The sequence below is a fragment of the Halomonas citrativorans genome (assembly GCF_900163645.1).
GTDB classification, from domain to species: Bacteria; Pseudomonadota; Gammaproteobacteria; order Pseudomonadales; family Halomonadaceae; genus Vreelandella; species Vreelandella citrativorans.
This window is the reverse complement of the sequence record NZ_FUKM01000032.1, coordinates 19250-44325: the sequence shown is the minus strand read 5'-3', so window position 1 is coordinate 44325 and position 25076 is coordinate 19250. Positions and strand designations below refer to the sequence as shown.

Genomic DNA, 25076 nt, shown 5'->3' with positions numbered 1-25076 from the left:
ATCGATTGGCTTAAGCAAGGGCAGCGAGGCTAGCCAGGCTTCTCTGAACCAAGGCAGATGCTTTTGCCTGTGAGTCTGATTCACAGTAGCATCGCAGTTCCGGGGCATTGCCGGAAGGGCGCAAGTGCACAATATCGTTGTTTTCCAGCGTTATGCGTAAGCCATCAATTGTAGTTATATCTTTAATGGGCGCTGCGAAGCCTAAAGCTTCCTGCATCTCTTTAGGGGCTTCACGCCACGTTGCTAACAGAGCATTGCTCTGCCAGGTAGGAAAGCCCTTAAGTCGGTCGCTGGCGGTATATCGCAAAGGAAGGTTGGCAAATAACTGCGACAGCCTGATACCTTGTTGGGCAGCTGTTATCATCAAGGTTAACGCGGGTAAAAGTGCATCGCGGGTGGGGAGTGCTGCTAGTGCACGATTGTCTACTTCCAGCTCACTACCTAGCAAGAAGCCACCGTTGGCTTCAAAGCCTGCGACTCGATCAAACTGCTTGCTGAGCGTTGCCATGCTGGCTAATACATAGGGCGAACCGATGCGTGTTCGTTTAACCTTTTTAAACGCACCGCACGCTTCAATGGCTGTGTTACAGCTTACTGGAACAGCAAGTGCTTCAATCCCCAGCGCTCGCGCGCACAGTAAGCCCACTACATCACCACGCTGCCAAGTACCTGTTTCATCGCCGACCAGAGGCCTATCGCCGTCACCGTCAGTAGAGAGCAGGGCATGCAGCTGGTACTGTTTTGCCCATGCGCTGCCCTTTGCCTGATCTTCTTCGCTTACTGCCTCGGTATCCACTGGAACAAAGGTTTCGCTACGACCGAGTATAACGACATCGGCACCTAGCTCGGCCAATATATGGACGTTTAAATCACGCCCAGCAGCAGAGTGCTGATATAGCCCTATGCGCCATCCTTTTAGCGGCTCGCCGGTAAACCACGAGGTAAAGTGCCGGGCGTATGTCTCGCTGGCTGCATCAGAAACGACATTGCGTACTGGATGCACCTCTGCTGGCATTCGCGCAGTTGAGGCAAAGATCGCATCTTCATCCTGTTTGGTAATTTCGCCATCAGGCCGATAGAACTTAATCCCATTACGATCAAAAGGTATATGGCTACCGGTAATCATTATGCAGGGAATACCATCTGCCATGGCCTGCAACGCAAGTGCAGGGGTGGGCAGTACGCCATAGTCATCAACTTCAACACCCATTGCGTGGGCGGCGCCAGTGCACGCTGCTACCATGGCTGGGCTGCTGGGGCGGAGGTCCATGCCGATTGCAATCCGTTTTACGTCAAAGCTCGACTGCATGGCAGAAATGAACGCCACGCTAAATGCGGCACATACCTCGTCAGTAAATTGCTCTACCAGTCCTCGTGCGCCGCTGGTACCGAAGGCAATGCCGCTGTCAGCAATAATGGCCGCTGCTAAACGTGTTGAACTCAACGTGTTTCTCCAGAATTAAAAGCCGGTGTGAAATAGTAAGCATAATAAGTTTACGCAATGAATTTAACACGCTGTAAAGCCGGAGCCATGGATTACCTTTAGTCGGGGAGCTATTCGAAGGCGTAAAAAAAAATGGCCCCGCAAGTGGAGGCCATCAATAATGAGCTTTTAAGAATGGTTGTTGTGGAACTCTTTAGGCTTCTGCCGCACTTAGGTTTAAGCCCACCAAAATAGGGTCATGGTCAGAGCTGCGGAATGGGTCCGGTGCGTACAAGTTCTCGACCTGGCGCTCAGAGGTGTACTCCGTGTTGTAATCCAAGGCAGTCGCTTCGTCTGCATTGATATGCCAAGTCGTGGTGCCGGTAACCTGCTGGGCCAGTGATTCGCTGGCCAATGCATGATCCAGCGACCCCCAGAAGCCATCAAAGACATAGCTATAGTCGTCATCGAGCAGCTCAAACCCTGCTTCTTTCAGCGCCGTGATAGGGTCTTCCATGGCATAAGCGTTCAAATCACCCAGGATGAGTACGTCTTGATCGTCACTGCCTGTTGGATTGCTTTCCAGCCATTCAAGGAGCTCCTTGGCTGCTTCAACGCGTGTCGGGTTGTTGTTGCCTTGACCGTCACCAATGGCATTTTCGCCATTGATCACACTGCCCTTTGACTTGAAGTGGTTGACGACTACGGAGAACTGCTCGCCGTTATCGTCGGTGAAGGTCTGCATGACCGGAGGGCGGCTGCCATAGGCAAACGCGCCGTCGGTCTTGGTGGCAGCGTCACCGGCAGGTGTCACCGCTTGGCTGTTATAAATCACACCCACCGCTATAGCATCAGTACCAGGGCTTGCAATATTACCTTCAGCATCCTTGGGAGTGCTATAGTCCCATGTGACACCGTCAAGACCTTTTAGCTGGGCATCGGCATTCAAGGCATTAACAAGGGCCGCAATGGCGCTGTTCTCCCCGAAGCCGTTGTTTTCGACTTCCATCAGGCCCACTACATCGGCACCGCTGGTATTGATTGCGTTAACGATCTTGGCTTCCTGACGGGCAAACTCTTCAGCATTGTTGGCGCCACGCGGTGAGTGCTCAGTGCCGTCAAGGGTGGTTGTTTTATTGTTGTTCTCATCCAGAGTATTGAAATAGTTAAGTACGTTGAATGACGCAACCTTGATTTCAGCATCGCCCAAAGCATCGGTATCCGGTGTGGCGGGGCGGTCGGGGCCGTAAAAATCCAAGCCATCGACGTTTTGCACTTTCCACTCCCCATGGCTGAAGTCCAGTATACCTTCCAGGGTGTCCAGCTTATCGCCGCCGCGCAGAGGATTGGAGGCTGAAAGCTCTTCACCGTTACGGCCATAGATAATCGGGTCCGGGTTTTGCGACGAGTTGGCATCGTCGATCTTGATCGTGTGGGCTTCTGCATCCTCAAGCCAGGCGCTATAGCCTTCCACGCTTGGCGCGTTAACCTCGGTAAATTGCTCTAGACGACCGTTGGCAGAGAGGGTGACTTCACCGTAACGGCCCAGCTCGTAAAGCTCAGTAACCACTAACGGCTCGCCATCGAGCGCTTTAATGGCGACACGCATGCCTTCAAACGCTTCCATACCTTGCTTGTTTGCAAAAGGCAGTTTGATGACTTGGCTCTGGGGCAGCGGTTGCTCGCGAGCCAGAATGTCGAGGCTGGAACGGTCTGCAGTAAGCTGAGTCTTGTCATAAAATTCTGAAACGGTGCCACCAATACGAATCTGGTCGCCCGCAGAGAGCTGCTCAAGCCATTCACTGCTGCCGCTTCCGGTATATACGAATATCCCTTCAGACGTCAGCGGGTTATCGTCGTTGTCCTCGTCTTCTTCTTGCAGGAAGAAGCCATCCATGTTGGGCGTCACCATGGTAACGATCGCCTCCAGCGAGACGTTCTCGCCGTTTAGCGCGCTGGTACCACCTTCACCCTGAACCGTTGAGATCAGCGTAATTTCGGGCTCCGGTTTAATTGCAACGCCAGGAGAGGCGAGGGCGGGTACGTCGCCACTATTACCCCCCGCGGAAGAAGAGCTAGCTGCACCTTCTTCATCTGTCTGGGTGAAAGCTTGACGGTCCACGTTCCACGAAGCGGCGTCGTTATCTGACGTGTCGGGGTAGGCTTCAAAAGCGACTTTGTTGCCATCAATACGCGGGTCGCCCTGCCAGAGGGTGACGGCATCGCCACCGCTGCCCAAACCGGCGGCATTGTCGGCAAAGCCAACTTTCAGGCTGTCGATGTTACTGATGTTGCTCCAGGCCTCACGGAACTGGGCCACGGCATCAATGCCACCATCGACGATCACAATGGCGGATTCGCCCGGTGCCAGCGTGGTCAGGCCTTCGATAAGCACGGCATCTTGCGGGTTGGCGCTGTCGTCGTCGTAGTAGAGCGGAGATTCAGCAAAGTCCAGGGTATCATCCGAGCGATTGGTGATTTCAAACCAGTCTTCGGTGATATCCGTACCGGCTTGTCCTGGCCAGATCTCGGTAATGACTAGGCCAATGTCACTTTCACCCGGCACATAAGGCGCCTCCATCGTGCCAATACGAAATTCCATCGTTGCGTTATCGGGCAGGGCATTGCGCTCGAAGGTCCAGTTATCTGGATTACCAATCGCCGCTAAAAGCGCGTCTGCCGTACCGTACCCATCAGCGGTAAACGCCGCATTCCGCGCACTACCTACGGCAATGGCCGTCGTGCCATTTTCCAGGCCCGGCGGCAGGGCCGAGTTATTGGAGTTTGTGGCGGTTTCCTGCCACTCACTGCTATTGGTTTGAATGGCATAGATAAAAGTAGGGTTTGTATCTTCGCCTACAAACGCAATGACCTGATCGCCACCCACAGCAAGATTGAAGCTGCCATTACCTACCGCCGCGCTGTTGGCATTAGAGAACTGGTCGGCGTTTTGCGTGTGAGAAATCACCGTACCTGGGGCAACCCCGCCAGCAGGCGCTGTCCATTTCACCGCACCTTCATTGGCTCGGAAGCCATCACCCGCCCAGCCGGAATCCGTAAAGGTAATTTCTGCCCCTTCGGCGATACCGTGTAGTGCAACAAACTGAAACTCTTTGTCACTACCGCTAACGGCCGTAACGGCGATATCGCCCGCACGTGGGGCCATATCCGGCAGCGCGTCAAACATAATATCCGTACCGATAAACTGCTGCTGGCTATCTGGAAGGTCCTTCGAAGACCGACCATCATCAAACCAGTCGACCGTACCGCTATCAAAAAGCACGCTGGCTGAAATACCTGCATCGCTCATTTTTACGTCAAAAAGCGCTTCGGGCTTCGCGGTCAGCGCATCGGGGATGGTGTTTAGATCGATGCCGTCAATTTCGCGAACAGCATGGTGTCCGTTCCATAAATAGAGTCCAAAACCAGCGTCATCGCCATCATCTACAGGACCTGCCAGAATCAAGTAACCCTCATCTCCAGCTGACTCAATGGCGCGCACGGCCCGGCCATCAAGATCCAGCCGCAGCGGCTCGCCAAATGACGCTTGGGGAGCGCTGCCATTTACCAGGTCGATAGCGTTAGTGACTGGTAGCAGTTGGGCGAAACCATCGTCCAACGGCGCCCGCAGGCCAAGGTAAAGGGTCTCGTCGATAAACATCGCGCCTTCAACATTTATCCCCAGCTCCAGTTTGAGCGCGTTTTCCCCTAAACCGTGCTCGTTGTTCGCATCCCAGGCAGCGAGCTGTTTGGCTAGATCGGTAAACTGGCCGGTCACGCTGATATCGAATGTGTCAGCGCTATCACCGGCCACTTCTGTAGAGAATATCATCGAGCGCTGTCCGCTTTGATGCGAGCCTAGCCAGTACTGAACCCCCTGGTAGGTGGCTACGGCTTCGAGGTCCACTTCCTGGCTATCGCTGAGACCCAGCGCATCGTTTAGATTAATTGCCACAAGCGGCGCGCCGCCCGTTTCGCGGTCATAAAGGCGTAGGGTCTGATCTTCATCGTCCGCGACCAGCATTAGTTGCTCGTCAATGGCAACGGCTGCTGATGCGTCTGATGCGCCCTGGTAGTAGCGCTCGCCAAGCTGAAAATCGGGTTGGGGTGTTTTTCCCGGCTCAGGCTCTTGGGGCTGCTCCGGCTCTTGGGGCTGTTCCGGCTCTTGGGGCTGTTCCGGTTCTTGGGGCTGTTCCGGCTCTTGGGGCTGTTCCGGTTCTTGGGGTTCAGGCTGGGCTGCCTCGTCCTCAATTCGGTTAATCAGATTGCCTAGCAATGTATCGAAACTAGTACCAGCTGTATTGCTATCTTCACCCATGAGGGGTTGCAGCATCTTGGACGGCGCTAACTGTTGACTTTCGTTGCTCGCCTCAATGGCTTGTAGAATCTTTTCACGCGAAGCGCCAGTGGAAAGTACTCCCAGCCAGTAGTCAGCGCCAGCGGGCTCCGGCACGCGCCCCAATACCCCCTGATACGCCTGAGTAAGCCAGGCTGTATCGTCATACGTAGCAATCGTTTGGAACTCGGCAGAAGTCTTGAAGCTTTCAGTCGCCTCCTGCAGCGTTAATCCTTCACGCAGCGTGTTGGCCCAGTAGGTGAGGCCCTCTGTATCGGCAGGTCGCAACAGGTAAGTGGTATAAAGCTGGGTGATCGGTTGAATCACTTCGTTAAACTCGGCGCTGGCCAGCAGGTTGCGTGCAACGCCCTCGGCATCTATTTCACGGCTATCCAGTAAACCCGCCCAGTAACGCTGTCCTTGATCATCGGGTTGGCGTAACAGCAGCGTCTGGTACAACGAGCTAACAATGATCTGGTTATTCATGTCCATTTTCCGTCCGGGTAAGCAGTCATTCGTTTGTGGTTTGGGTCATGTATGCGCATGTTGCAAGCGACATGCATGATAAGGCCCTGTCAATATGCGGCGTCCATCGTTCGCAATATCACGTGATTACCTAACCTAACGTCTGGGTGTGTCATGATTATGACGTTTTAGATATCCAGATTGATGCTGCGATACAGGCCGTTGCCTAGGCATTGGCCTCTTGGATAAAACGATTTTTTGCGCGAATTTATTCAAAGTGTCATATAGCCGTCACTGTTAGCTCAGTAACATCCCTCATTGCTTGAAGGGTCGATTACTCAAAAAAGAAGGGGATTTCAATGAGCAACTTTCAGCTACAGCTTCTGCACGCCGCTGATATGGAAGGGGGTGGCGGGGACTTACTGAACGCACCCAATTTCGTTTCCATCGTCGACCACTTGGAAAACCAGTACGCCAACTCATTGTTTGTTAGCTCGGGTGATCTGGTGTTACCTGGGCCCTATTTAAGTGCCGCGTCTGAAGAGAGTCTGCAAGCTGCGTTCCAGACCGCCGTAGAAGATATTTACGGGCTGGAAGCGGGCTCCATGAGTGGCATTACAGCCGCCTCGGGGCGGGTTGAAGCGCTGCTGATGGATCTGGTCGATGCCGCAGCGGTGACGCTGGGCAATCATGAGTTCGATCTGGGAACCGACCTGATTGCCGACATGCTCGCGCCCGTGGTCAATGGTGAAAGTGCCGCCGACGTAGCGTGGCTGGGCGCCCAGTTCCCGTATATATCTGCCAACCTGGACTTCTCTGGGGATTCAGCGCTTAGCGGTCTGGCCACCAACGAGATATTTTCACACGATGCATTTCAGTCGACGCTTGAAGAAGTGCTGGCTGACGCGAACAAGCCCAAGCTTGCCCCGGCAGTCATTGCCGAGCGTGGCGGTGAAAAGGTTGGCATCATCGGTGTTACCACCCAGATTCTCGAGAGTATTTCATCGATTGGCGGTGTAGACGTGCTCTCAGGTGGCAGCAATGATATGCAGGCCCTAGCCGCTATCATTCAGCCGGTGATTGATGATCTGGAAGCGCAAGGCGTCAACAAAATCATCCTGAGTGCGCATTTGCAGCAAATTCAGTTTGAAGAAGAGCTGGCGACCCTGCTGGACGGCGTCGATATCATTATCGCCGGTGGTTCGGATTCGCTGCTAGCAAATGAAAATGACATTGACCGCGGCCTGTTTCCTGGCGCGGGCGAGCCGTATGACACCTACCCGATTCTCACCAAGGATGTTTCCGGTAATGACGTGGTAATCGTGAACACCGATGCCGGCTGGCGCTATGTCGCTCAGCTAGTGGTCGAGTTTGACGAAAATGGCCACGTCGTCACCGACTCGATTGAGCAGGCTACTTCAGGCGTTTACGCCTCGACGGATGAGCAGGTAGAAGCCCTGTGGGGCAGCCTGGAAGACGCTTTTGCTGACGGAACCAAAGGCCAGATTGCCCAAGATCTTGTTGGTGCCGTGGGTGAGTTCGTGGCCGACCAGGATGGCAATATTCTTGGCCTGTCCGATGTATATCTGGTGGGAGAGCGCGGCTCGGTGCGCACCGAAGAGACCAATCTCGGGAATCTCACCGCCGACGCTAACCTTTGGTATGCCCGCCAGCTGGATGGCGAGGTCATGGTCTCGTTCAAGAACGGCGGCGGCATTCGTGAAGCGATTGGCGAAGTCGTAGTGCAAGGAGGCGATAGTGAGCCCAGCTACCAGGCACCGCCTGCAAACGATGCCATCGGTAAACCGGCAGGTGGCGTGTCTCAACTGGACGCCGCTTCGGCACTGCGCTTCAACAATGACCTGACCATCCTGACGGTTAACCGCAGCACGCTGCTTGACGTGTTAGAGTACGCCGTAGCTGCTGCTGGCCCTGATATCAGTGCAGGCCAGTTTGCCCAGGTGGGCGGCGTTCAGTACAGCTACGATTGGGAGCAGCCCGCAGGGCAGCGCATTCAAAGTGCTGCCATTCTCAACGAAGACGGCCAGGTTCATGACGTGCTTGTAGCCAATGGGCGCTTGGTCGGCGATGCAGACGCGACCGTGAAGGTCGTTACCTTGGGCTTCATGGCCGACGGCGGCGACGGTTATCCGCTAGGGGAAGGTCGGTATCTTGAGCGTGTTGATCTGCTTGAAGCCTATGAGCTGGATGGCAAGTTCGACTTCGCTGAGAAGGGTAGTGAGCAAGACGCCTTCGCCGAATACATGGGTGCCATGTATAGCGAAACACCGTTCAGCGAAGCTGAAACGTCGATTAGCGAAGACCTGCGCATTCAGAACCTGGCATTCCGTGATGACGCCGTGCTCAGCGAGGCGGTTGATCCTCTCCTACGATTGTATGATGCGGCCTTTGATCGCGATGCCGATGGTACGGGGCTGGGCTACTGGCTGGACGTAAGCCAGAGTGCAAGCATTGACACTATTGCCAACAGCTTTATTGCCTCTGATGAGTTCAGCGAGCGCCATGCAGGCATTCAGGATGACGCCTTTGTTGAGCTAATGTATTCCAACGTGCTTGAACGAGCGGCAGATGCGGCAGGTAAGCAGTACTGGCTTGATGAAATAGCCAACGGCGCCGAGAAAGGTGCGGTAATGGTTGGTTTTTCCGAGTCTGACGAGAGCATGTTGCTATTTGGATGATGTTTTCGTTCTGAATATATAAATCCTGCTCTTGTAACGCCCCTACCCTTGGCAGGGGCGTTTCTGTTATGCTGCCGCGATTAATCTTCGCGTGACTTCTTTGATTCAACGGTGACCCCTCCATGGCAAAGCAACAGGAAGCAACGGATCTGCAGCGTGCATTGAGCGCCTGTAAGGGTTCGTTTGTATCGGTGGGTTTTTTCAGCATGTTTGTAAACCTGCTGATGCTTGTTCCCCCGATGTATATGCTCCAAGTATATGACCGCGTACTTACTACCCAAAGCCTCGACACTCTTGTCATGCTCACCTTGGTGGTTGTGTTCCTTTTTATGGTGATGGGCGGACTAGAGCTTGTAAGGTCGCGGATGCTGGTCAGGATTGGGAACCGGCTGGATACCACGATTAATCAACGCCTGTATAGTGCAATGTTTCGCCGCAGTATTGTTGCTCCAGGCACGCAAAGCGCCCAACCGTTAAATGATCTAACAAGCTTACGCCAGTTTCTCACGGGAAACGGCCTGTTTGCCTTTTTTGATGCTCCATGGGTGCCTATCTATCTTGGTATTTTGTTCATTTTTCATCCATGGCTGGGCATATTTGCCACCTGCGCTGGCATCATTTTATTCGTACTTGCCTTGGTCAATGAAAAATCAACAAAAGGCCTGTTAGCAGAAGCCAATAGCGAGCAAATCCAGGCGCAAAACCTGGCTAACTCCAACTTGAGAAACGCAGAAGTACTGCATGCCATGGGCATGTTGCCGGGCATCATGGGCCGCTGGTCCAAGCGCCACCATGAGTTTCTTGCCAAACAGTCCCAGGCAAGCGACCGCGCCGGTGCATTAACGAATACATCTAAAGTGATGCGTCTTCTATTCCAGTCCTTGATTCTTGGCTTGGGGGCACTGCTGGTGCTCAATGGTGATATGACGCCAGGCATGATGATTGCAGGCTCTATCCTTATGGGCCGTGCACTGGCACCTATCGACCAGATGATTGGTGGCTGGAAAGGATTTGTTGCCGCACGAGGCGCCTATAGTCGGCTGAATGATTTACTTACCCAAATACCTGATGACCAACGCCGCATGTCGCTACCGCCACCTCAAGGTATTATCGATATTGAAAACGTGGCTGCAGCGCCTCCGGGCACGCGTATGGCAACTATTCGTGGTATCAACTTCAGTGTAGCCAAAGGCGAGCATGTTGGCATTATTGGTCCTAGTGCGGCCGGTAAGTCCACCTTGGCTCGCGTGCTGCTGGGTATCTGGCCAACTCAAGTTGGCGATGTACGCCTTGATGGCGCTGAAATTAATCACTATAACCGAGACGAATTAGGTCCTTATATTGGTTACTTGCCTCAAGACATTGAATTGTTTGATGGCTCTATTAGCGAGAATATCGCTCGATTTGGCAATATTGATTCTGCGGAAGTAGTTGCAGCTGCGAAAAAAGCCGGCGTGCATGAGATGGTGCTGGAGCTTCCCAACGGGTACGACACTATTATCTCTTCTACTAGTGGCGCACTGTCTGGAGGACAGCGTCAGCGACTTGGTTTGGCTCGAGCGCTTTATGGCCGCCCCGTCTTGGTTGTGCTGGATGAACCCAATGCCAATCTGGATGAAGCAGGCGAGCGCGCACTAGGCCAAGCGATTTCTCATTTGAAAGCCGAAGGCACAACACTGTTTGTGATTAGCCATCGTACCAGTGTCCTCAAATCCATGGATAAGCTACTGGTCATGAAAGAGGGCCAGGTAAGCATGTTCGGGCCTAGAGACCAGGTGCTCGCCCAGTTTGCCAAGAAATCACGCCCCCAGGTCGCGCAGCAGAATGCAGCTCGCCTTTCCGCTATTTCCGGTGGCCGTAGCGGCGGCAGTGAGGAGTCGTAAGATGAGCAACCGTAAAGACCAACTTCCGGCTAAAGACGAAATAGATGTGACCCCGCAAGGCCCCGCCACCATTGACGGTGAAGCCCAGGAAGTGTTGCCTACCAGCGATAAAGGCTATCGCAAGCTGGGCTACGCGATTTTGGGTATTGCGCTAGGTGGCTTCATATTGTGGTCGGTGACCGCCTCCCTGGCCGTTGCCGTGGTTGCTCCAGGTAATGTATCGATGGAATCGTTCAAACGCACCGTTCAGCACCTTGAAGGTGGCATCGTACGCGAGCTGCTGGTGTCTGACGGTGACAAGGTAGAAGCCGGCCAGCCGCTGGTCGTGCTGAGCGACACCCAGGTGCGTTCACAGTTGGAAATTGCTCAATCCCAGTATTACATCAACCGGGCGATGGAAGTGCGCTTGCTGGCAGAGCAGCAAGGCGCCTCGTTGCTGGAAATGCCCGAAGAACTCAGCTCTGTCGACAACGAGCGTGTTCAGCAGGTGACCGCCGTGCAGCAAGGTCTCTTTCAGGCTCGCCGCCAGTCGCTTATCAGTACCTTGGAAGCCATGGATGAGCAGATCGTCCAGATGCAAGAGCAGATCGATGGCTTGGAAGCTCGCACTCGGGTTAATAATCAGCGCATCAGCTCGCTGCGCTCTGAAGCCGAAGACTTCCGTTCGCTCTACCGTGAGGGGCTGGGTGATAATCAGCGCCTTCGCGAGCTTGAGCGCCAGATATTGCAATACGAAGGTGACAACGCCGAGTTTCAGGCCAATATGGCGCAGTTGCGCTCGCAAATAAGCGAAAACCGCATGCAGAAAGAGACCACTCAGCAGGAGTTTCAGGCTGAAGTGGGTGAGCAATTGCGTAACGCTCAGTCGCAGATCGCCGAAGCGGAAGAGCGCATTACCTCACTGACCGATCAGGTAAATCGCACCGTGGTAAGCGCGCCCGTATCGGGCACCATTGTTGGTCAACAGGTATTTACCGTGGGTGCCGTTATTCGCCCAGGTGACTCTATCATGGACGTTGTGCCTTCCAATGACGGGTTTGTGGTCGAAGCTCGCGTGCCCACGCGCGATATTGATAACCTCTTTTTGGGGCAGCTTGCCGAAATTCGCTTCTCTGCTTTTAACCAGCGTCTCACCAACATTATTGATGGCGAAATCATTCACATAAGTGCCGACAGCTTTGAAGATGAGGCGACTGGGCAGCGCTATTATAAAACGCGCATACGTGTTACAGACGAAGGCCGCGAAGATATGACTGAGCAGATGCAGTTACTGTCTGGTATGCCTGCCGAAGTGATGATCCGTACCGGTGAACGTACCTTTGCCAGCTACATCGCCAAGCCTGTTACCGATATGCTGGCTCGCGCTATCCGGGAGGACTAATGACACGGACGCCACGCTTTACCTTAAGTGCGCTAAGCATTGCGGTTGCCTTGTTTAGCCATACGGTATTCTCACAAAGCGACGTGCCTGTTGATCAGCAGTCGCTGAATGAATTTGAAGCGCTAAACGATGCAACTGGCGAGCCTCAAACGCTGCCTTCGCTGCCGGGCTTGTTCGTTCGTGCCTTGGAACACGACTCTGATTTGTCACGCCAGCGGTTTGAGCTTGAAGGCACGCGGGAAGAGATTCCCATGGCGCGCTCACGGTTGCTGCCTCAGGTAACCGCTACGGGCGGATACATGTGGCAAGACTCAACCAATATTCAAACCGTTGAAGAGATAGACCAGTTTGGTAACACCCAGCGTCCCGGTGAAATAGACGAAGCATATTGGCAGGTCCAGCTACAGCAGCCGCTCTTTAGTCTTGAGCGCTGGCGTAGCGTCGATGTCGCGGGCGCCCAGGTAAGCGCCGCTGAACTTCAGCTAGCCGTTATTGAGCAAGAGCTTGCGATGCAAGTCAGCGAAGCGTACATAAAAGCTTATCTGGCAGCCCAGCGTTCAGGCTTGCTCGAAGCCCAGCAGGAGTCTCTCGATTTGCAGGTGCGCCAGGCAAGCCGCGCCTTTGACTTGGGCGTGGGGAACCGCGTTGACTTGCTGGAGGCTCAAGCCCGTTACGACCAAGCGGTGTCAGACGCGGTAGAAGCGGAAAACGAATTGGACAATGCGCTTAGTGAGCTAGAGCGCCTGACCGGAGTGATGCCTTCCTTTGCAAGCAGCCCGCCGAGCGAGCTATCCAGCGTAACGTTGGATGACGAGATGGGGGAGGCTGAGCAATGGTTAGCGCGTACAGGGCAAAATCTTAATGTCCTGCTGGCGACCGAGCAGCAAAAAATTGCCCAAGCGGATACCGGCGTCAGGCGTGCAGGTTACTATCCGGAGCTTAACCTGAATCTCAGTTACTCTGACCGCGTTAGTGATGATCTTTTGCGCGAAAGTGAGGATTACCGGGCCGGCGTTGAGTTAAGCGTGCCGATTTATCGCGGTGGTTATACCAATGCCAGCGTGCGCCAAGGCGAAAAACGCATCGAAGCAGGCCAGGCAACGGTTGATAACGAACGCAATCTGGCCATGCAGGAAGTTCGCCGCCGTATTCGTGCACTGAACGGCGGGCAGCGTCGGCTGGAAGCACTGAATCAGGCAATTGCCTCAGGCCAACTCTTCCTGGAGGCGGCTGAAAGGGGCGAGCAGCTAGGTCTGCGCGACTTGGTCGATGTGCTAGACGCACGGGCAAGCTTCTACGACCAACGTATCCAGTATGTCGATACGGTAGGCAATTATGCGCTGGACATGTTGGCGCTGCAATCAGCCGTGGGCAGTCTAGAGAGCCAAGACTTGGATCGCATCATGGCGCTACTGGCCTCGATGTCTACGTCAGTGCAGGTAGCCCGGTAGTCAGCAACTATGGCCGTTATAAAAACAAGTCAAAGCAACGAATGGTTGCGACGTGCCATGCGTTGCTTCGATGCAGCGATCGCTATAGGCGTTGCCCTCACCATTCTGTGGCTAATGCCACATGTTGTTGTAGAAGGCAACGACTATCTTTTTCTTATTCTGGTTGGCAGCTTACTGCTACCCGCAGTTGGGGAATTAATAGGACTCTATCAGCCTTGGCGCGGCCGCAGTCTTTACAACATGCTGGGTATTTACTTGGCCGCTTGGGCAGCCACTTTAGGGCTGCTCAGTCTGCTATTAGTGGCTGTTCAAGAAACTCAAAGCTACTCCCGGTTATGGATGGGCGTTTCGGCCTTGGCGATACTCACCGTCGGCAGCACAATGCGCACCTTGCTTTACATCTACTTAAAGCGCCTGCGTGCCAAGGGCCATAACCTTAAGCGCGTGTTATTAGTAGGTAAAAAAGACAATATTGCACTGCTGGAAGAGATGATCGTCAAAACGCCTCATGCGGGATATATCGTAATGGGCCATTATGTTGACGAAAATGACCCTGCCTTTTTTCACAAAATGGCGGTGTTTGCTAAGGCCAATATCTTTCAGCGTGAATTTGATGAGATATGGCTTGGGTATCCGCTGGTTCAAAGCAATCGGGTTCGTCATCTGATGCGGTTACTTGCCGGGATCCCAGCCAGTATACGATTTTTTCCTGACTTAACGGATATTCGGTTATTAAATCACCGGATCACGCAAGTTGCGGGACTCTATTCCTTAGAGCTTAACTACACTCCATTGAGTGGCCCCATGCGGCTTTTCAAAGCGCTGGAGGATCGCTTGCTGGGGTTCGCGCTGTTTATTGTGTTCAGTCCTGTCATGCTTGTCGTGGCGATTGCCATTCGCTGTACCATGGGCGGGCCTATTCTTTTCAAGCAGGAGCGTCATGGCCTGGATGGTAAACGTTTCAGAATTTATAAATTTAGAACGATGCACCTACATGAAAGTTCGGTCACCAAGCAGGCTTCACACTTCGATAGTCGTGTGACTCGTGTTGGCCGCTTTTTACGCCGCACTAGCCTGGATGAACTGCCTCAGCTCTATAATGTGCTTCAAGGCCGCATGTCGCTGGTAGGGCCAAGGCCACACGCTATGGATCATAACGACCATTATAAAGACCATATCGATATCTATATGCAACGACACCGCGTTAAGCCTGGTATGACAGGCTGGGCACAGGTAAATGGCCTACGGGGCATCACGGAGGATGTCAAGCTGATGGAAAAACGTGTGGAGTACGACCTGTATTATATTGAGAACTGGTCGTTGGGGTTTGATCTCAAAATTTTAGCGATGACTGTAGTGTGCGGTTTCGTGAATCCACAGCCCTGACAAGACAAGCGCTAAAGGAAGTATATGAAAAGGATGACTTGGAAACATTCGGCGCATGTGCCTGAGTGTTTTCCCGCGATTGTCGCTGGAGTACTGCTAGGAGGATTCGCCTGGTACCTTCATAATGGAATGATTGACCCACTTAACACGTACTGGTTATTACGTGAGGGTGATTCTTTTCAGCATTTTATAGGTTGGCATTTTTATCGCCAAGAGGCCTGGCAATGGCCATTAGGCGCTATTAGCACACTGGCAACAGATCTGACAACCAGCATTGTCTATACAGACTCAATTCCACTTTACGCGATACCGTTAAAATTAGTTAATAGTTGGTTGCCTCCATTATTTCAGTACTTGGGCTTAGCGCTGTTTATTAACTATATCCTAAACGGTTATTTTGCATGCCGTTTGCTGCTCAAGCTCAATGTGCCTGCAGTGGCGGCAGTAATGGGCGCAGTTCTAATGGGTTGTTTACCTATAGTAACTGCTAGAGGGTTAGGGATTCATGGCCATGAAGCGCTAACGGCCCACTGGCTGATTTTTATCGCGCTTGAATATACCTTACTGATAAGAAATACAACTTTTCGCTCGGTTCTGAGTTGGCTTGCGCTACTGCTAATTGCTGTTTTAATGCATTTTTATCTGTTTTTTATGGTTGGAGTGTTTTGGACGGCATGGTGGTTGCGACAGGCTTGGTGGCAATGGCAGCGTAGTAGCAGTCTAGAGCAACTCGTAAAGGGAAATGTTTTAGGCTGGGGAAATGCACTAGTTACGCCGGGCATCGTTCTGCTATGTATGTGGAGTGTCGGTTATTTCCACTTGGGCGAGCAAAGTGCTGCATCGGGGGGTTACGGTTATTATTCTGCTGAGCTACTGACCTTTTTGAACCCCAGTTCGTCGGCATGGTTTTTTGACGATAACTTCCCTTCGATGTCATCACTTTTTTCTGGTTGGACGCCTGCCATTGAAGGGCAGTATGAAGGCATGGCTTACATGGGAGCAGGTCTATTACTTCTGTGTAGTGTCGCCGCTGCGCTGTATATCAAAGGCCTGTTTGAGGAGGCCCGTCAAGCAGAAAGGCCATTTCATGCTAACGTTCAACGGCCTGATTGGACCCCGGTCGTCATTGCATCAGTAGGTTTATTTCTATTTGCATTGGCAGGGCAGGTAGCGTTTGGAGGTGAAGGGGTAGCGCTACATTACGATATTCTATTTGCTCCATTTCGAGATTACTTGCGTTCTAGCGGACGCATGGTTTGGCCATTGCAATATGTACTGATTATTGCCGCTTTAATAATAGTCACGAAACGATTAAAGACAGGTATTTGGTTGCCACTGTTAGTGCTTACCGTGATACTTCAGCGCGAAGATTTACGTGGATGGCATGAATTTATACATGATACGGTGGCAGACCGGCTGGCCATAAGCTACCAGGAGCCACTTCCTTACGGTGTGCTTAGAGATGATTCTTTGATACCTGTTTGGGAAAATAGTCAACGATTTATCGCATTTCCTGCAACGTATTTTAACCCGCTAAGGCCCTACCTGTGGACCGCTGCGGAGTATCAAATCCCGGTGAACGTTGCATATTTAGCGCGTGCTAATGATGCGTTGATTGAAAATGTAACGGCAGCACATCAGCACGCCCTCGAACAAGGCCGACTATTTCCAGGTAACACCTATTTAATTACTGATAATGAATTGGGGCGGCAAGCCTGTATATTGCAAGAGTGGTCATGTAAGAGGCACCAAGACGTCACCATTGTCTGGCATAGCAGCCTTATTGAGGCGAGCTCACAAGCAGATGGACGAAGCCATACACAGAATGATCTGAACGCGCTTAACGAGAGTACGCTGTGAAACAAAAAACGCCAACTGATATTGCTAAGGTCGAACTCGCACTTGTCGTTCCGGTGTTTAACGAAGAGCAGACCATAGAATTGTTTGTCCAGCACGTACATCAAGTATTGGCAGACGTGGAATGGCAGTGGAATGTTCTTTTTGTTGACGATGGTTCATCAGATCAAACGCTTACGATTCTTAAACAGATAGTTGAGCGCTATCCCCGCGTGGGCTATATAGCGTTAAGCCGTAACTTTGGTAAAGAGGTGGCGCTCTCTGCAGGATTGCTAAATGCCCGTGGAGAAGCAGCAGTTCCCATGGATGTGGACTTGCAAGATCCACCAGAGCTAATCATGACCTTTGTTCAATGTTGGCGTGAGGCTCAGGTTGATATGGTCTATGGTGTGCGCACTAACCGCCCTGAGGATACGGGGGCCAAGCGCCGTTCAGCCAGCTGGTTTTACCGTCTTTTCAATCGAATTACAGAAACTCCTATTCCTGAAAATGCTGGTGATTTTCGATTAATTGACCGACGTATGATAGAAGCGCTGCGCCAATTACCCGAAAGAAATCGCTTTATGAAAGGCCTGTACGCATGGGTGGGTTACACAAGCTTAAGCGTTCCCTATAGTCGGCCTGCTAGGGTCGCGGGGGATTCAAAATTTAATTATTGGCGGCTCTGGAACTTTGCACTAGACGGCATTTTTAGCTTTAGCACCTTGCCCCTGAGGGTCTGGTCCTATATTGGTGCTCTTATTGCAGGTATTTCCTTTTTATATATTATTGTCATTATTACTCAAGTGATATTTTTTGGGCGCGATGCCCCAGGCTACGCCTCTTTGATGTCCGCCATTCTTTTTTTTGGCGGTATGCAGTTGCTATCTATAGGCGTTTTAGGAGAATACGTAGGCCGGCTGTTTATCGAAAGCAAACAGAGACCGCTCTACTTTGTCATTGACACTAGCGATGACTATGTTGACATTCGCTGAGTTGTGGCAAATCACCCGTTTTGGGATTGTTGGCTTGACAGCCAGTGCGGTACATATTGCCACTGCGGCAGTGCTTCTGAAGTTATGGCCAGCAACGTACGAACTTTGGGCCAATTTAGTGGCCTATAGTATAGCGTTTACGACTTCGCTGCTGGGGCATCAATATTTTACATTTCGGCGACGTGCGCACTTGTTACGTTTTCTGGTGATGTCCCTGTGTGGTTTCGTGCTGAATAATGGCGTGTTGGTTATTGCATTATGGGGTGGGTTGGCCGGTATGTGGGCAATAATCCCAGCTGTACTGGTGGCCGCTACTAGCAGCTATCTTTTGTCGCGCGTTTGGGTATTTAGCAAATAAAAGTTCACTGCATTAGTGAGCATAAGTTTTTATCTAGCAGCCCTTTTGGGGGAAGAATGATTATTCCGGTTATTTTATCCGGAGGTTCTGGTTCGCGTTTGTGGCCGGTATCTCGTGAGCACTACCCAAAGCAATTTTTGAATTTGCATAATGAAAAACTCAGCTTGCTTCAAGAGGCTGCGCTCAGGTTATCCGATATTGACGTACAGCCCCCTTTGATTATTTGCAACGAAGAGCATCGCTTTCTCGTTGCAGAGCAAATGCAACAGGTTGGTATTAATAAGGTTGGCATTATTTTAGAGCCTTGCGGTCGTAATACGGCGCCAGCCCTTGCTCTAGCAGCGTTAGCTGCTGTCGCGGATGGTCGTGCAAACGCTCAACTGCTCGTTATGCCCGCCGATCACGTAATAAAAGATACTCATGCCTTTTCTCAAGCCATTGTTCTTGGAAGCAAGCTGGCTGGTTCAGGCAAGCTAGTTACTTTTGGTATCGAGCCTAGTGTTGCGCATACGGGTTACGGTTACATTAAACGGGGTCAACCTCTGGCTGCCGGGTTTATCGTGGATAGCTTTGTCGAGAAGCCTGACCTTACCCAAGCCCAAGAGTACCTAGCAACTGGCCAATATCTCTGGAATAGCGGTATTTTTCTAGTGGAAGCAAAAGTGTACCTGGAAACGTTAGCTACCTATGCCAACGACATACTAGAGGAGTGCCAGACAGCGTTTGCTAATCGCAATGAAGACCTTGATTTTATTCGTGTTGATGTTGAGGCTTTCAGTCGGTGTCGCAGCGAATCGATTGACTATGCAGTGATGGAGCATACTGATCAAGCAGCAGTGGTTCCCATGTCGCCAGGCTGGAGTGACATTGGTGCATGGGACGCATTACACGAACTGTCGGCAGGGTCCAGCATCGACGGCAATGCGTTAAGAGGCGACGTCCTTCTTCATGATACGCATAATAGCCTTGTGCATAGCGAATCGCGTTTAGTGGCTACCGTTGGTGTTGAAAATCTCGTTGTGATTGAAACCGAGGATGCCGTTCTTGTTGCGAGTCGGGAGCATGCACAGGCTACCAAGCAAATAGTCAATGCCCTCAAAGCAGGGGGGCGAAAAGAGTATCAAAGCCATCGGCAAGTTTATCGCCCCTGGGGACACTACCGTACACTGGTGCTAACCGGTGGCTTTCAAGTGAAAGAAATCGTGGTGAAGCCAGGTTGCAAACTCTCCCTGCAAATGCATCATCATCGTGCAGAACATTGGGTAGTCGTTAATGGGACAGCTCAGGTAACGCTAGGGGACGGTTACGCCAATACTGACAATTTGCGCAGTTTTATACTAGCCGAAGACCAATCGACCTATATTCCGCTAGGCACGATCCACCGCTTGGAAAACCCGGGAGCTATCCCTCTTAAGCTAATTGAGGTGCAAACCGGCGCCTACCTTGGCGAAGACGATATCGTCCGTTATAGCGACGATTATGGGCGTCAGTAAGCGCGCATGGTAAGCAAGGTCAGGCCAGTTGATGTGCACGCGTGGCTTTGTTCACGGGTGATTGACTCACTGGAGCCAGCGGAACAGTTGCTTTAAGCTATGCCGTCTTATGCAACAAGTGCCAGCCAAAAGCCCGGTAGATAATTTTACGTATTTGTGCGTAATGCCTGGACATCATTAGGTGTATCATGCTTTTGGCTGGCTCTCTATTAGAGTCTTAAAAGATGATGCCAGGAAATTCTCTTGCTGCACTGCACACGCGCTATCAATCCCAGCGGGTTGCCATTGTTCATGACTGGTTAGTGGTGAACGGGGGCGCTGAGAAAGTGCTGCATGCGCTGGTAAAGGCGTTTCCTCAGGCTGAGCTGTTTACAACTGTTGATTTTATGCCCAGGGAAGCAGCTCCCTGGTTAACATCGCACCCCATACACACCAGCTTTCTTCAGCGCTTGCCGTGGGCGCGTCGTTATTATCGCCACTATTTACCGATGATGCCCTACGCGATTGAGCAGTTTGATTTGCGTAGTTTTGATCTGGTAATTTCCTCAAGTCATGCGGTTGCCAAAGGTGTACATACACACCCAGATCAAACTCATATTTGCTACTGCCACACCCCGATGCGCTATGCCTGGGACATGAAAGAATCATATTTGGAAGACGCTAATTTTCGCATACCGTTCATGGAGACCTGTGTCAGAGTAATGCTCAAACGCTTGCGTCAATGGGACTATTTCAGCGCCACTCAGGTCGATCACTTTATGGCTAACTCGCATAATGTGGCCAAACGAATTGCGAAATACTACCAGCGTGAAGCCAGTGTTATTCATCCACCCGTGGATATAGAACGCTACCAACTCAGTAAACAACCACGTGAAGACTACTATTTGGCAGCGTCGCGCCTTGTGCCTTATAAACGCCTTGACTTGATTATTAACGCCTTTTCCGCAATGCCCCAGCGTAAGCTAAAAGTCGTTGGTGATGGTCCTGAAAAAGCCCGGCTGGCTCAGCTGGCGGAGGGGTGTCCCAATATTGAGCTTTTAGGTTACCAGACCGATGTTCAATTAACGCAGCTAATGGCCAAAGCTAAAGGCTTTGTATTTGCGGCCAATGAGGATTTCGGCATTCTTCCCTTGGAAGCCCAAGCCTGCGGAACACCCGTCATTGCCTATGGAAAAGGCGGTGCGCTTGAAACTGTGCGCGGCGATCCAGACAGCCCTTATGCCACAGGCCTCTGGTTTAAAGAGCAAACTGCCGCCAGCTTGCAAGCGGCTATCGAACATTTCGAGATGCTCACGTTTTCACCCGAGGCATGTCGCCAACATGCTGAGACGTTTAGCTATCAACAGTTTTGGTGCGCGTTAGCTTATGAGCTAGACAAGCGATTCAACAAGGATGGTCAGCCACTGGCAAAGGAGAAGCAACGTGATCAAGGCCCTGATTAAAAAAACGCTGCGTTATGTACTTAAAAAACTGGTTGTTTACCCTGGCATTCGCCGGCTTGGGCATAAGGTGTTGGCACCTTTTCCAAACCTCAAAGGGCGCATTATCCGCTTACTTCAGGCAGGTCGGTTCATCAATTTCACCGTCGAAAACCCCGTCGAGGGGTATGGTGAGCACCAACAGCGTATAACGAATGGGCTCCAGCAACGCTGGAAGCGTGATAGTCAATGACCACACTTTATTTAATCGATAAGCGTAATGCTCACTTGCCCGCTGACGTACAGCAATGGCGAGAGGGACTAATTCATCAATTGAAGGATAAATCACACGCGCTCAGCAATATCTACGTGCTATTGGTTGGATTCAATGAATGTGAACTAATCGAGTGGCGGCGCATTCTGCATACGCAAGGAGTAGCGGAAGCTCATTGCCATAGTGTACTGCCGCATACTGCTCAAACGTTGACCGAGTACGATACAACACTGGTCGACTTGCTTATTGAGCATGCTGTCCAGGCTCACGCACCTGCCACAATAGTAGAAATAAGTAATGGCTTAGCAGCACGAAAAATTGAATGTAGAGGAGTAGTTTTAAGCGAGCGCCCCACCCTTGCTTTTGTATCGCCCATGCCGCCTCAGCCCACTGGAATTGCCAGTTACAGCGCCGAGTTGCTGCCTTATCTGGCCATATATTTTGATATTACGGTGGTGGTCGATCAGCCAATAGTTTCGCCAGACATTACCGAGCACTTTAAGGTCATTAATGCCGCCACGTTTAGCCAGCAAGCTGAGCAATACCAATTCACGCTCTATCAAGTTGGTAATTCGCTTTATCATGCTTATCAGTTCGCACTGATGCGGAGCTACCCAGGCACGGTCGTGCTGCATGATTACTACTTATTCGACGCAGTCTGGTGGCTGCAGGAAAGTAACTTGCTGCCTGAAGCGCTACCCAAAAGGCTTTATGCTGACCACGGTTACCCGGCGCTGATTGCTCTTGAGCATGCAGATCCAAGCTCGCGCGGTCCAGAGTACTATCCGGTCAATGGCTTAGTAACGGACCTGGCCGGAGGGATCATTTATCATTCTGAGCATGCACGAAGCTTGGCTAGCCAGTGGCACAAGGGAAAGCTTGAACCAACCTGTATTATTCCGCACCTGCGAGAACTGCCTCCATGGCCAAATAAACAAGTGGCACGTCATGCGCTAGAGCTGGATACACATAGTCATGTTGTGGCCAGTTTTGGTGGGATTAACCCCAAAAAACTGACGCATAAGCTAGTCGAAACCTTTCTGGAAAGCGAGCTGGCCACACAAAATGTCAAATTGGTTTTAGTGGGGGCTCAGCATGGAGGTGACTATGGGAGTGAGCTTAACCGCTACATAAAACAGCATCAAAATGGCCGTGCCATTATTATTACAGGCTACGCTGATCGAAGTACCTATACACATTGGCTGGCTGCTGCCGACCTGGCAGTGCAATTACGCACCCAATCCAGAGGGGAGACCTCCGGTGCTATTTTCGATGCGATGGCCTACGGCTTACCGGTAATTGCCAATGCACATGGCAGCAGTGCTGAGCTGCCTAAGCAAACGCTGCAGCTTCTACCTGACAGGTTTACTCACGAGCAACTGCTTGATGCAATGCGTGAGCTCATCAGCTCCCCGGCCAGTCGTCAAAAACTGAGTCGTGAGGGGCGCGACTATGTCGACCAGGTGCTTAATCCTGCGCATATCGCACAACAGTATGCTCAGGCAATTACGCACGCTCCAGCCCTGTCAATGCGCTATCGCTTTGAAGGATTATTGGATCAGTTGGCCAGCATACCTGCGTTAAAGCACACCCTGGCAGCGCCAGATACGCCGCAATCCCATGCATTGAGTAAGGCGTTGGCTGATGCTGACTACACACCGACCGAGCAGCTTCCGAGGCTACTAATAGACGTAAGTACGATCGCCTGGGAAGACTTGAAAACCGGCATTGAAAGAGTGACAAGACGTATTGCTGACCACTTATTACGTCACCCCCCTGAAGGGTGGCGAGTAGAGTTGATTCGTTGGGGAGGCGATGACTTCTACCTGGCGCGCGGCTTTGCTAGTCAGCAGTTGAATATTTCTTCTCCTGGGCCCGACTGCCCAGTAGAAGCAAGGGCAGGAGATTGCTACGTAACGCTTGAATGGGCACCTAACTTGCTGAAGCAAGCAGGCCACATTATGCAGCGTATGCGGGCGCAAGGCGTACGCTTCTACTTTACGGTACATGATTTATTGCCGCTTTCTTTACCAGCGTGTTTTCCAACGGAAACGCCACAGGTCATGCGCGAATGGTTTGAAGCCATCATTCCCCTGGCGGACGGGATTACCTGCGTATCACGCTATACCGCAAGTACAGTAGAAGCCGAATTGGATGCCATGGCGCAGCAAGCTTGCTTGCACCATCGCCCCTGGGTAAAGCATTTTCATTTAGGTGCTGATTTCAAACCTGACAATTCAGCGAGTGCCCAACCCTACACGAAGGATAATAGCACTCAGCAAATCGTCAAGCTGGCTTCGCCAACGCTACTTATGGTAGGCACACTAGAACCCCGCAAAGGCCATCAGCAAGTGCTTGATGCGTTAGAACAGTGCTGGGCCAACGGAGAGCGCATCACATTGGTAATCGTTGGAAAGAAGGGGTGGCAGGTTGAGAAACTGGCTCATCGAATAGAGCGCCACCCGCAGTTTGGGAAGCAGCTGTTTTGGAAGCAGGGCGCTAGTGACGAAGTGCTCAATACGCTTTATCAACATAGTGATGTGTTAATCGCCGCTTCTCAAGGCGAAGGGTTTGGACTGCCGTTAATTGAAGCCGCACACCACGGAATAGCAATACTGGCCCGTGATTTGGCGGTATTTCGTGAAGTGGCAGGTCAACATGCCCGTTACTTTCATGCTGACAAGGCCGAACAGCTCGCCACTGCTATCCGTGAGTGGGTGGCCGCTTGGGAGCAAGGAGAGATAGCATCGTCAGCCAGCATGCCTTATTTAAGCTGGCAGCAAAGTGCTCAGCAATGGCTTAACTGTGTACTGGAAGATCAGCCAGGCACCCATTCGTACGCCCCATGGATAAGGACGCTATATGACGTTGGGTAATTTACCAAAAAAAATCAAAGCACAGTTGCCGCTTATATTACTACTGACCCGACAAGAGCTGGTTGACCGGCATAAAGGCTCTATCCTGGGGCGCTTATGGACCATGTTAGCGCCGCTCATCAACATTCTGGTTTTTGTGCTGATTTTCTCGACCATAATGGGCGCCCGTCTGGAAGGCTTCGGCGTTGAGGTCGATCAGTACACCTATAGCATTTACCTTATCAGCGGCATACTTGCCTGGACAGCGTTTGCAAAAAGCATTAGTACGATCACTAACCTGTTTATTGAACGCGCTTGGTTAATAACAAAAGTACGTCTTTCGCTGCCGCTATTGCCGTTTTCGGTATTGCTGGCTGAAGGTGTCATTTATGCCATTGGAATGCTGTTTTTTGCCGTTTTTCTAATACTGGTGGCGTTTCCGATTACTGCCTGGTGGCTATTTCTGCCCCTCATCTTTGCCCTACAGCTGATGTTTACCTATGCCTTGGGATTGGTGCTAGCCGTATTAGCGGTATATCTCAAGGATGTGCGTGAGGGCGTTGCAGTGTTGTTGCCGGTATGGTTTTGGTTAACACCAATAGTCTACGTCAGCGATATTATCCCAGCTAGTGTGCTCCCGTGGATGCAGCTTAACCCTCTCTTCCAGATCATCAACGCATACCGTGAGTTGGTGTTGTACCAGCGTATGCCTGACCTGGGAGGATTGGCTGGTGTTATGTTACTCAGCTGCATACTGCTAGCGATAGCGCGGTGGTTAATTTTACGTACTGAAAAAGACCTGCGTGACGCGCTATAAGGAGGC

General features: G+C 51.7%; 15 protein-coding genes. 13 read left to right on the top strand and 2 right to left on the bottom strand.

Going from position 1 to position 25076, the window contains the following annotated elements; genetic code table 11:
- Nucleotides 1-10: 10 nt before the first annotated feature.
- Nucleotides 11-1444, bottom strand: coding sequence for a phosphomannomutase (locus CZ787_RS07410; protein WP_087107736.1), 1434 nt, complete (start codon nucleotides 1442-1444; stop codon nucleotides 11-13).
- Nucleotides 1445-1637: 193 nt separating this feature from the next.
- Nucleotides 1638-6245 (bottom strand): ExeM/NucH family extracellular endonuclease, encoded by a 4608-nt coding sequence (locus CZ787_RS07405; RefSeq protein ID WP_087107734.1) that lies wholly within the window; start codon nucleotides 6243-6245, stop codon nucleotides 1638-1640.
- A 338-nt stretch (nucleotides 6246-6583) separates the two neighbouring features.
- On the opposite strand from CZ787_RS07405, the gene CZ787_RS07400 reads away from it, so the two are divergent.
- From CZ787_RS07400 to CZ787_RS07340, 13 genes are all read left to right on the top strand, one after another.
- Nucleotides 6584-8923, top strand: a complete 2340-nt coding sequence (locus tag CZ787_RS07400; protein WP_087107732.1) for a DUF4214 domain-containing protein — start codon at nucleotides 6584-6586, stop codon at nucleotides 8921-8923.
- Between the two features lie 122 nt (nucleotides 8924-9045).
- Nucleotides 9046-10806 (top strand): type I secretion system permease/ATPase, encoded by a 1761-nt coding sequence (locus CZ787_RS07395; RefSeq protein ID WP_087107730.1) that lies wholly within the window; start codon nucleotides 9046-9048, stop codon nucleotides 10804-10806.
- A 1-nt stretch (nucleotide 10807) separates the two neighbouring features.
- Nucleotides 10808-12187 carry an HlyD family type I secretion periplasmic adaptor subunit gene (locus CZ787_RS07390; RefSeq protein WP_087107728.1) on the top strand — a complete coding sequence of 460 codons (1380 nt, stop codon included), beginning with the start codon at nucleotides 10808-10810 and terminating at the stop codon, nucleotides 12185-12187.
- Nucleotides 12187-13638, top strand: a complete 1452-nt coding sequence (locus CZ787_RS07385) for a TolC family outer membrane protein (protein WP_087107726.1) — start codon at nucleotides 12187-12189, stop codon at nucleotides 13636-13638. Before CZ787_RS07390 ends, CZ787_RS07385 begins: the two co-directional genes overlap by 1 nt.
- 57 nt (nucleotides 13639-13695) lie before the next feature.
- Complete coding sequence (locus CZ787_RS07380; RefSeq protein ID WP_087107815.1) at nucleotides 13696-15024, top strand: undecaprenyl-phosphate glucose phosphotransferase; 1329 nt, start codon at nucleotides 13696-13698, stop codon at nucleotides 15022-15024.
- A 24-nt stretch (nucleotides 15025-15048) separates the two neighbouring features.
- On the top strand, nucleotides 15049-16884 hold the full coding sequence (locus CZ787_RS07375; RefSeq protein ID WP_140398977.1) for a DUF6311 domain-containing protein: 1836 nt from the start codon (nucleotides 15049-15051) through the stop codon (nucleotides 16882-16884).
- A complete protein-coding gene (locus tag CZ787_RS07370; RefSeq protein ID WP_254908587.1) occupies nucleotides 16881-17855 on the top strand; it encodes a glycosyltransferase family 2 protein in 975 nt (324 codons plus the stop codon). The genes CZ787_RS07375 and CZ787_RS07370 overlap by 4 nt, the downstream gene beginning before the upstream one ends.
- The gene (locus CZ787_RS07365; RefSeq protein WP_176372187.1) at nucleotides 17839-18213 is read left to right on the top strand and encodes a GtrA family protein; all 375 of its coding nucleotides are present in this window, start codon (nucleotides 17839-17841) and stop codon (nucleotides 18211-18213) included. The genes CZ787_RS07370 and CZ787_RS07365 overlap by 17 nt, the downstream gene beginning before the upstream one ends.
- A gap of 56 nt (nucleotides 18214-18269) precedes the next feature.
- Complete coding sequence (locus CZ787_RS07360; RefSeq protein WP_087107720.1) at nucleotides 18270-19706, top strand: mannose-1-phosphate guanylyltransferase/mannose-6-phosphate isomerase; 1437 nt, start codon at nucleotides 18270-18272, stop codon at nucleotides 19704-19706.
- 224 nt (nucleotides 19707-19930) lie between these two features.
- The gene (locus CZ787_RS07355; protein ID WP_087107718.1) at nucleotides 19931-21148 is read left to right on the top strand and encodes a glycosyltransferase; all 1218 of its coding nucleotides are present in this window, start codon (nucleotides 19931-19933) and stop codon (nucleotides 21146-21148) included.
- The gene (locus CZ787_RS07350; protein WP_087107716.1) at nucleotides 21129-21377 is read left to right on the top strand and encodes a hypothetical protein; all 249 of its coding nucleotides are present in this window, start codon (nucleotides 21129-21131) and stop codon (nucleotides 21375-21377) included. The genes CZ787_RS07355 and CZ787_RS07350 overlap by 20 nt, the downstream gene beginning before the upstream one ends.
- A complete protein-coding gene (locus tag CZ787_RS07345) occupies nucleotides 21374-24274 on the top strand; it encodes a glycosyltransferase (protein ID WP_087107714.1) in 2901 nt (966 codons plus the stop codon). The genes CZ787_RS07350 and CZ787_RS07345 overlap by 4 nt, the downstream gene beginning before the upstream one ends.
- Nucleotides 24261-25070, top strand: a complete 810-nt coding sequence (locus tag CZ787_RS07340; RefSeq protein WP_087107712.1) for an ABC transporter permease — start codon at nucleotides 24261-24263, stop codon at nucleotides 25068-25070. The genes CZ787_RS07345 and CZ787_RS07340 overlap by 14 nt, the downstream gene beginning before the upstream one ends.
- The last annotated feature ends 6 nt before the right edge of the window (nucleotides 25071-25076 follow it).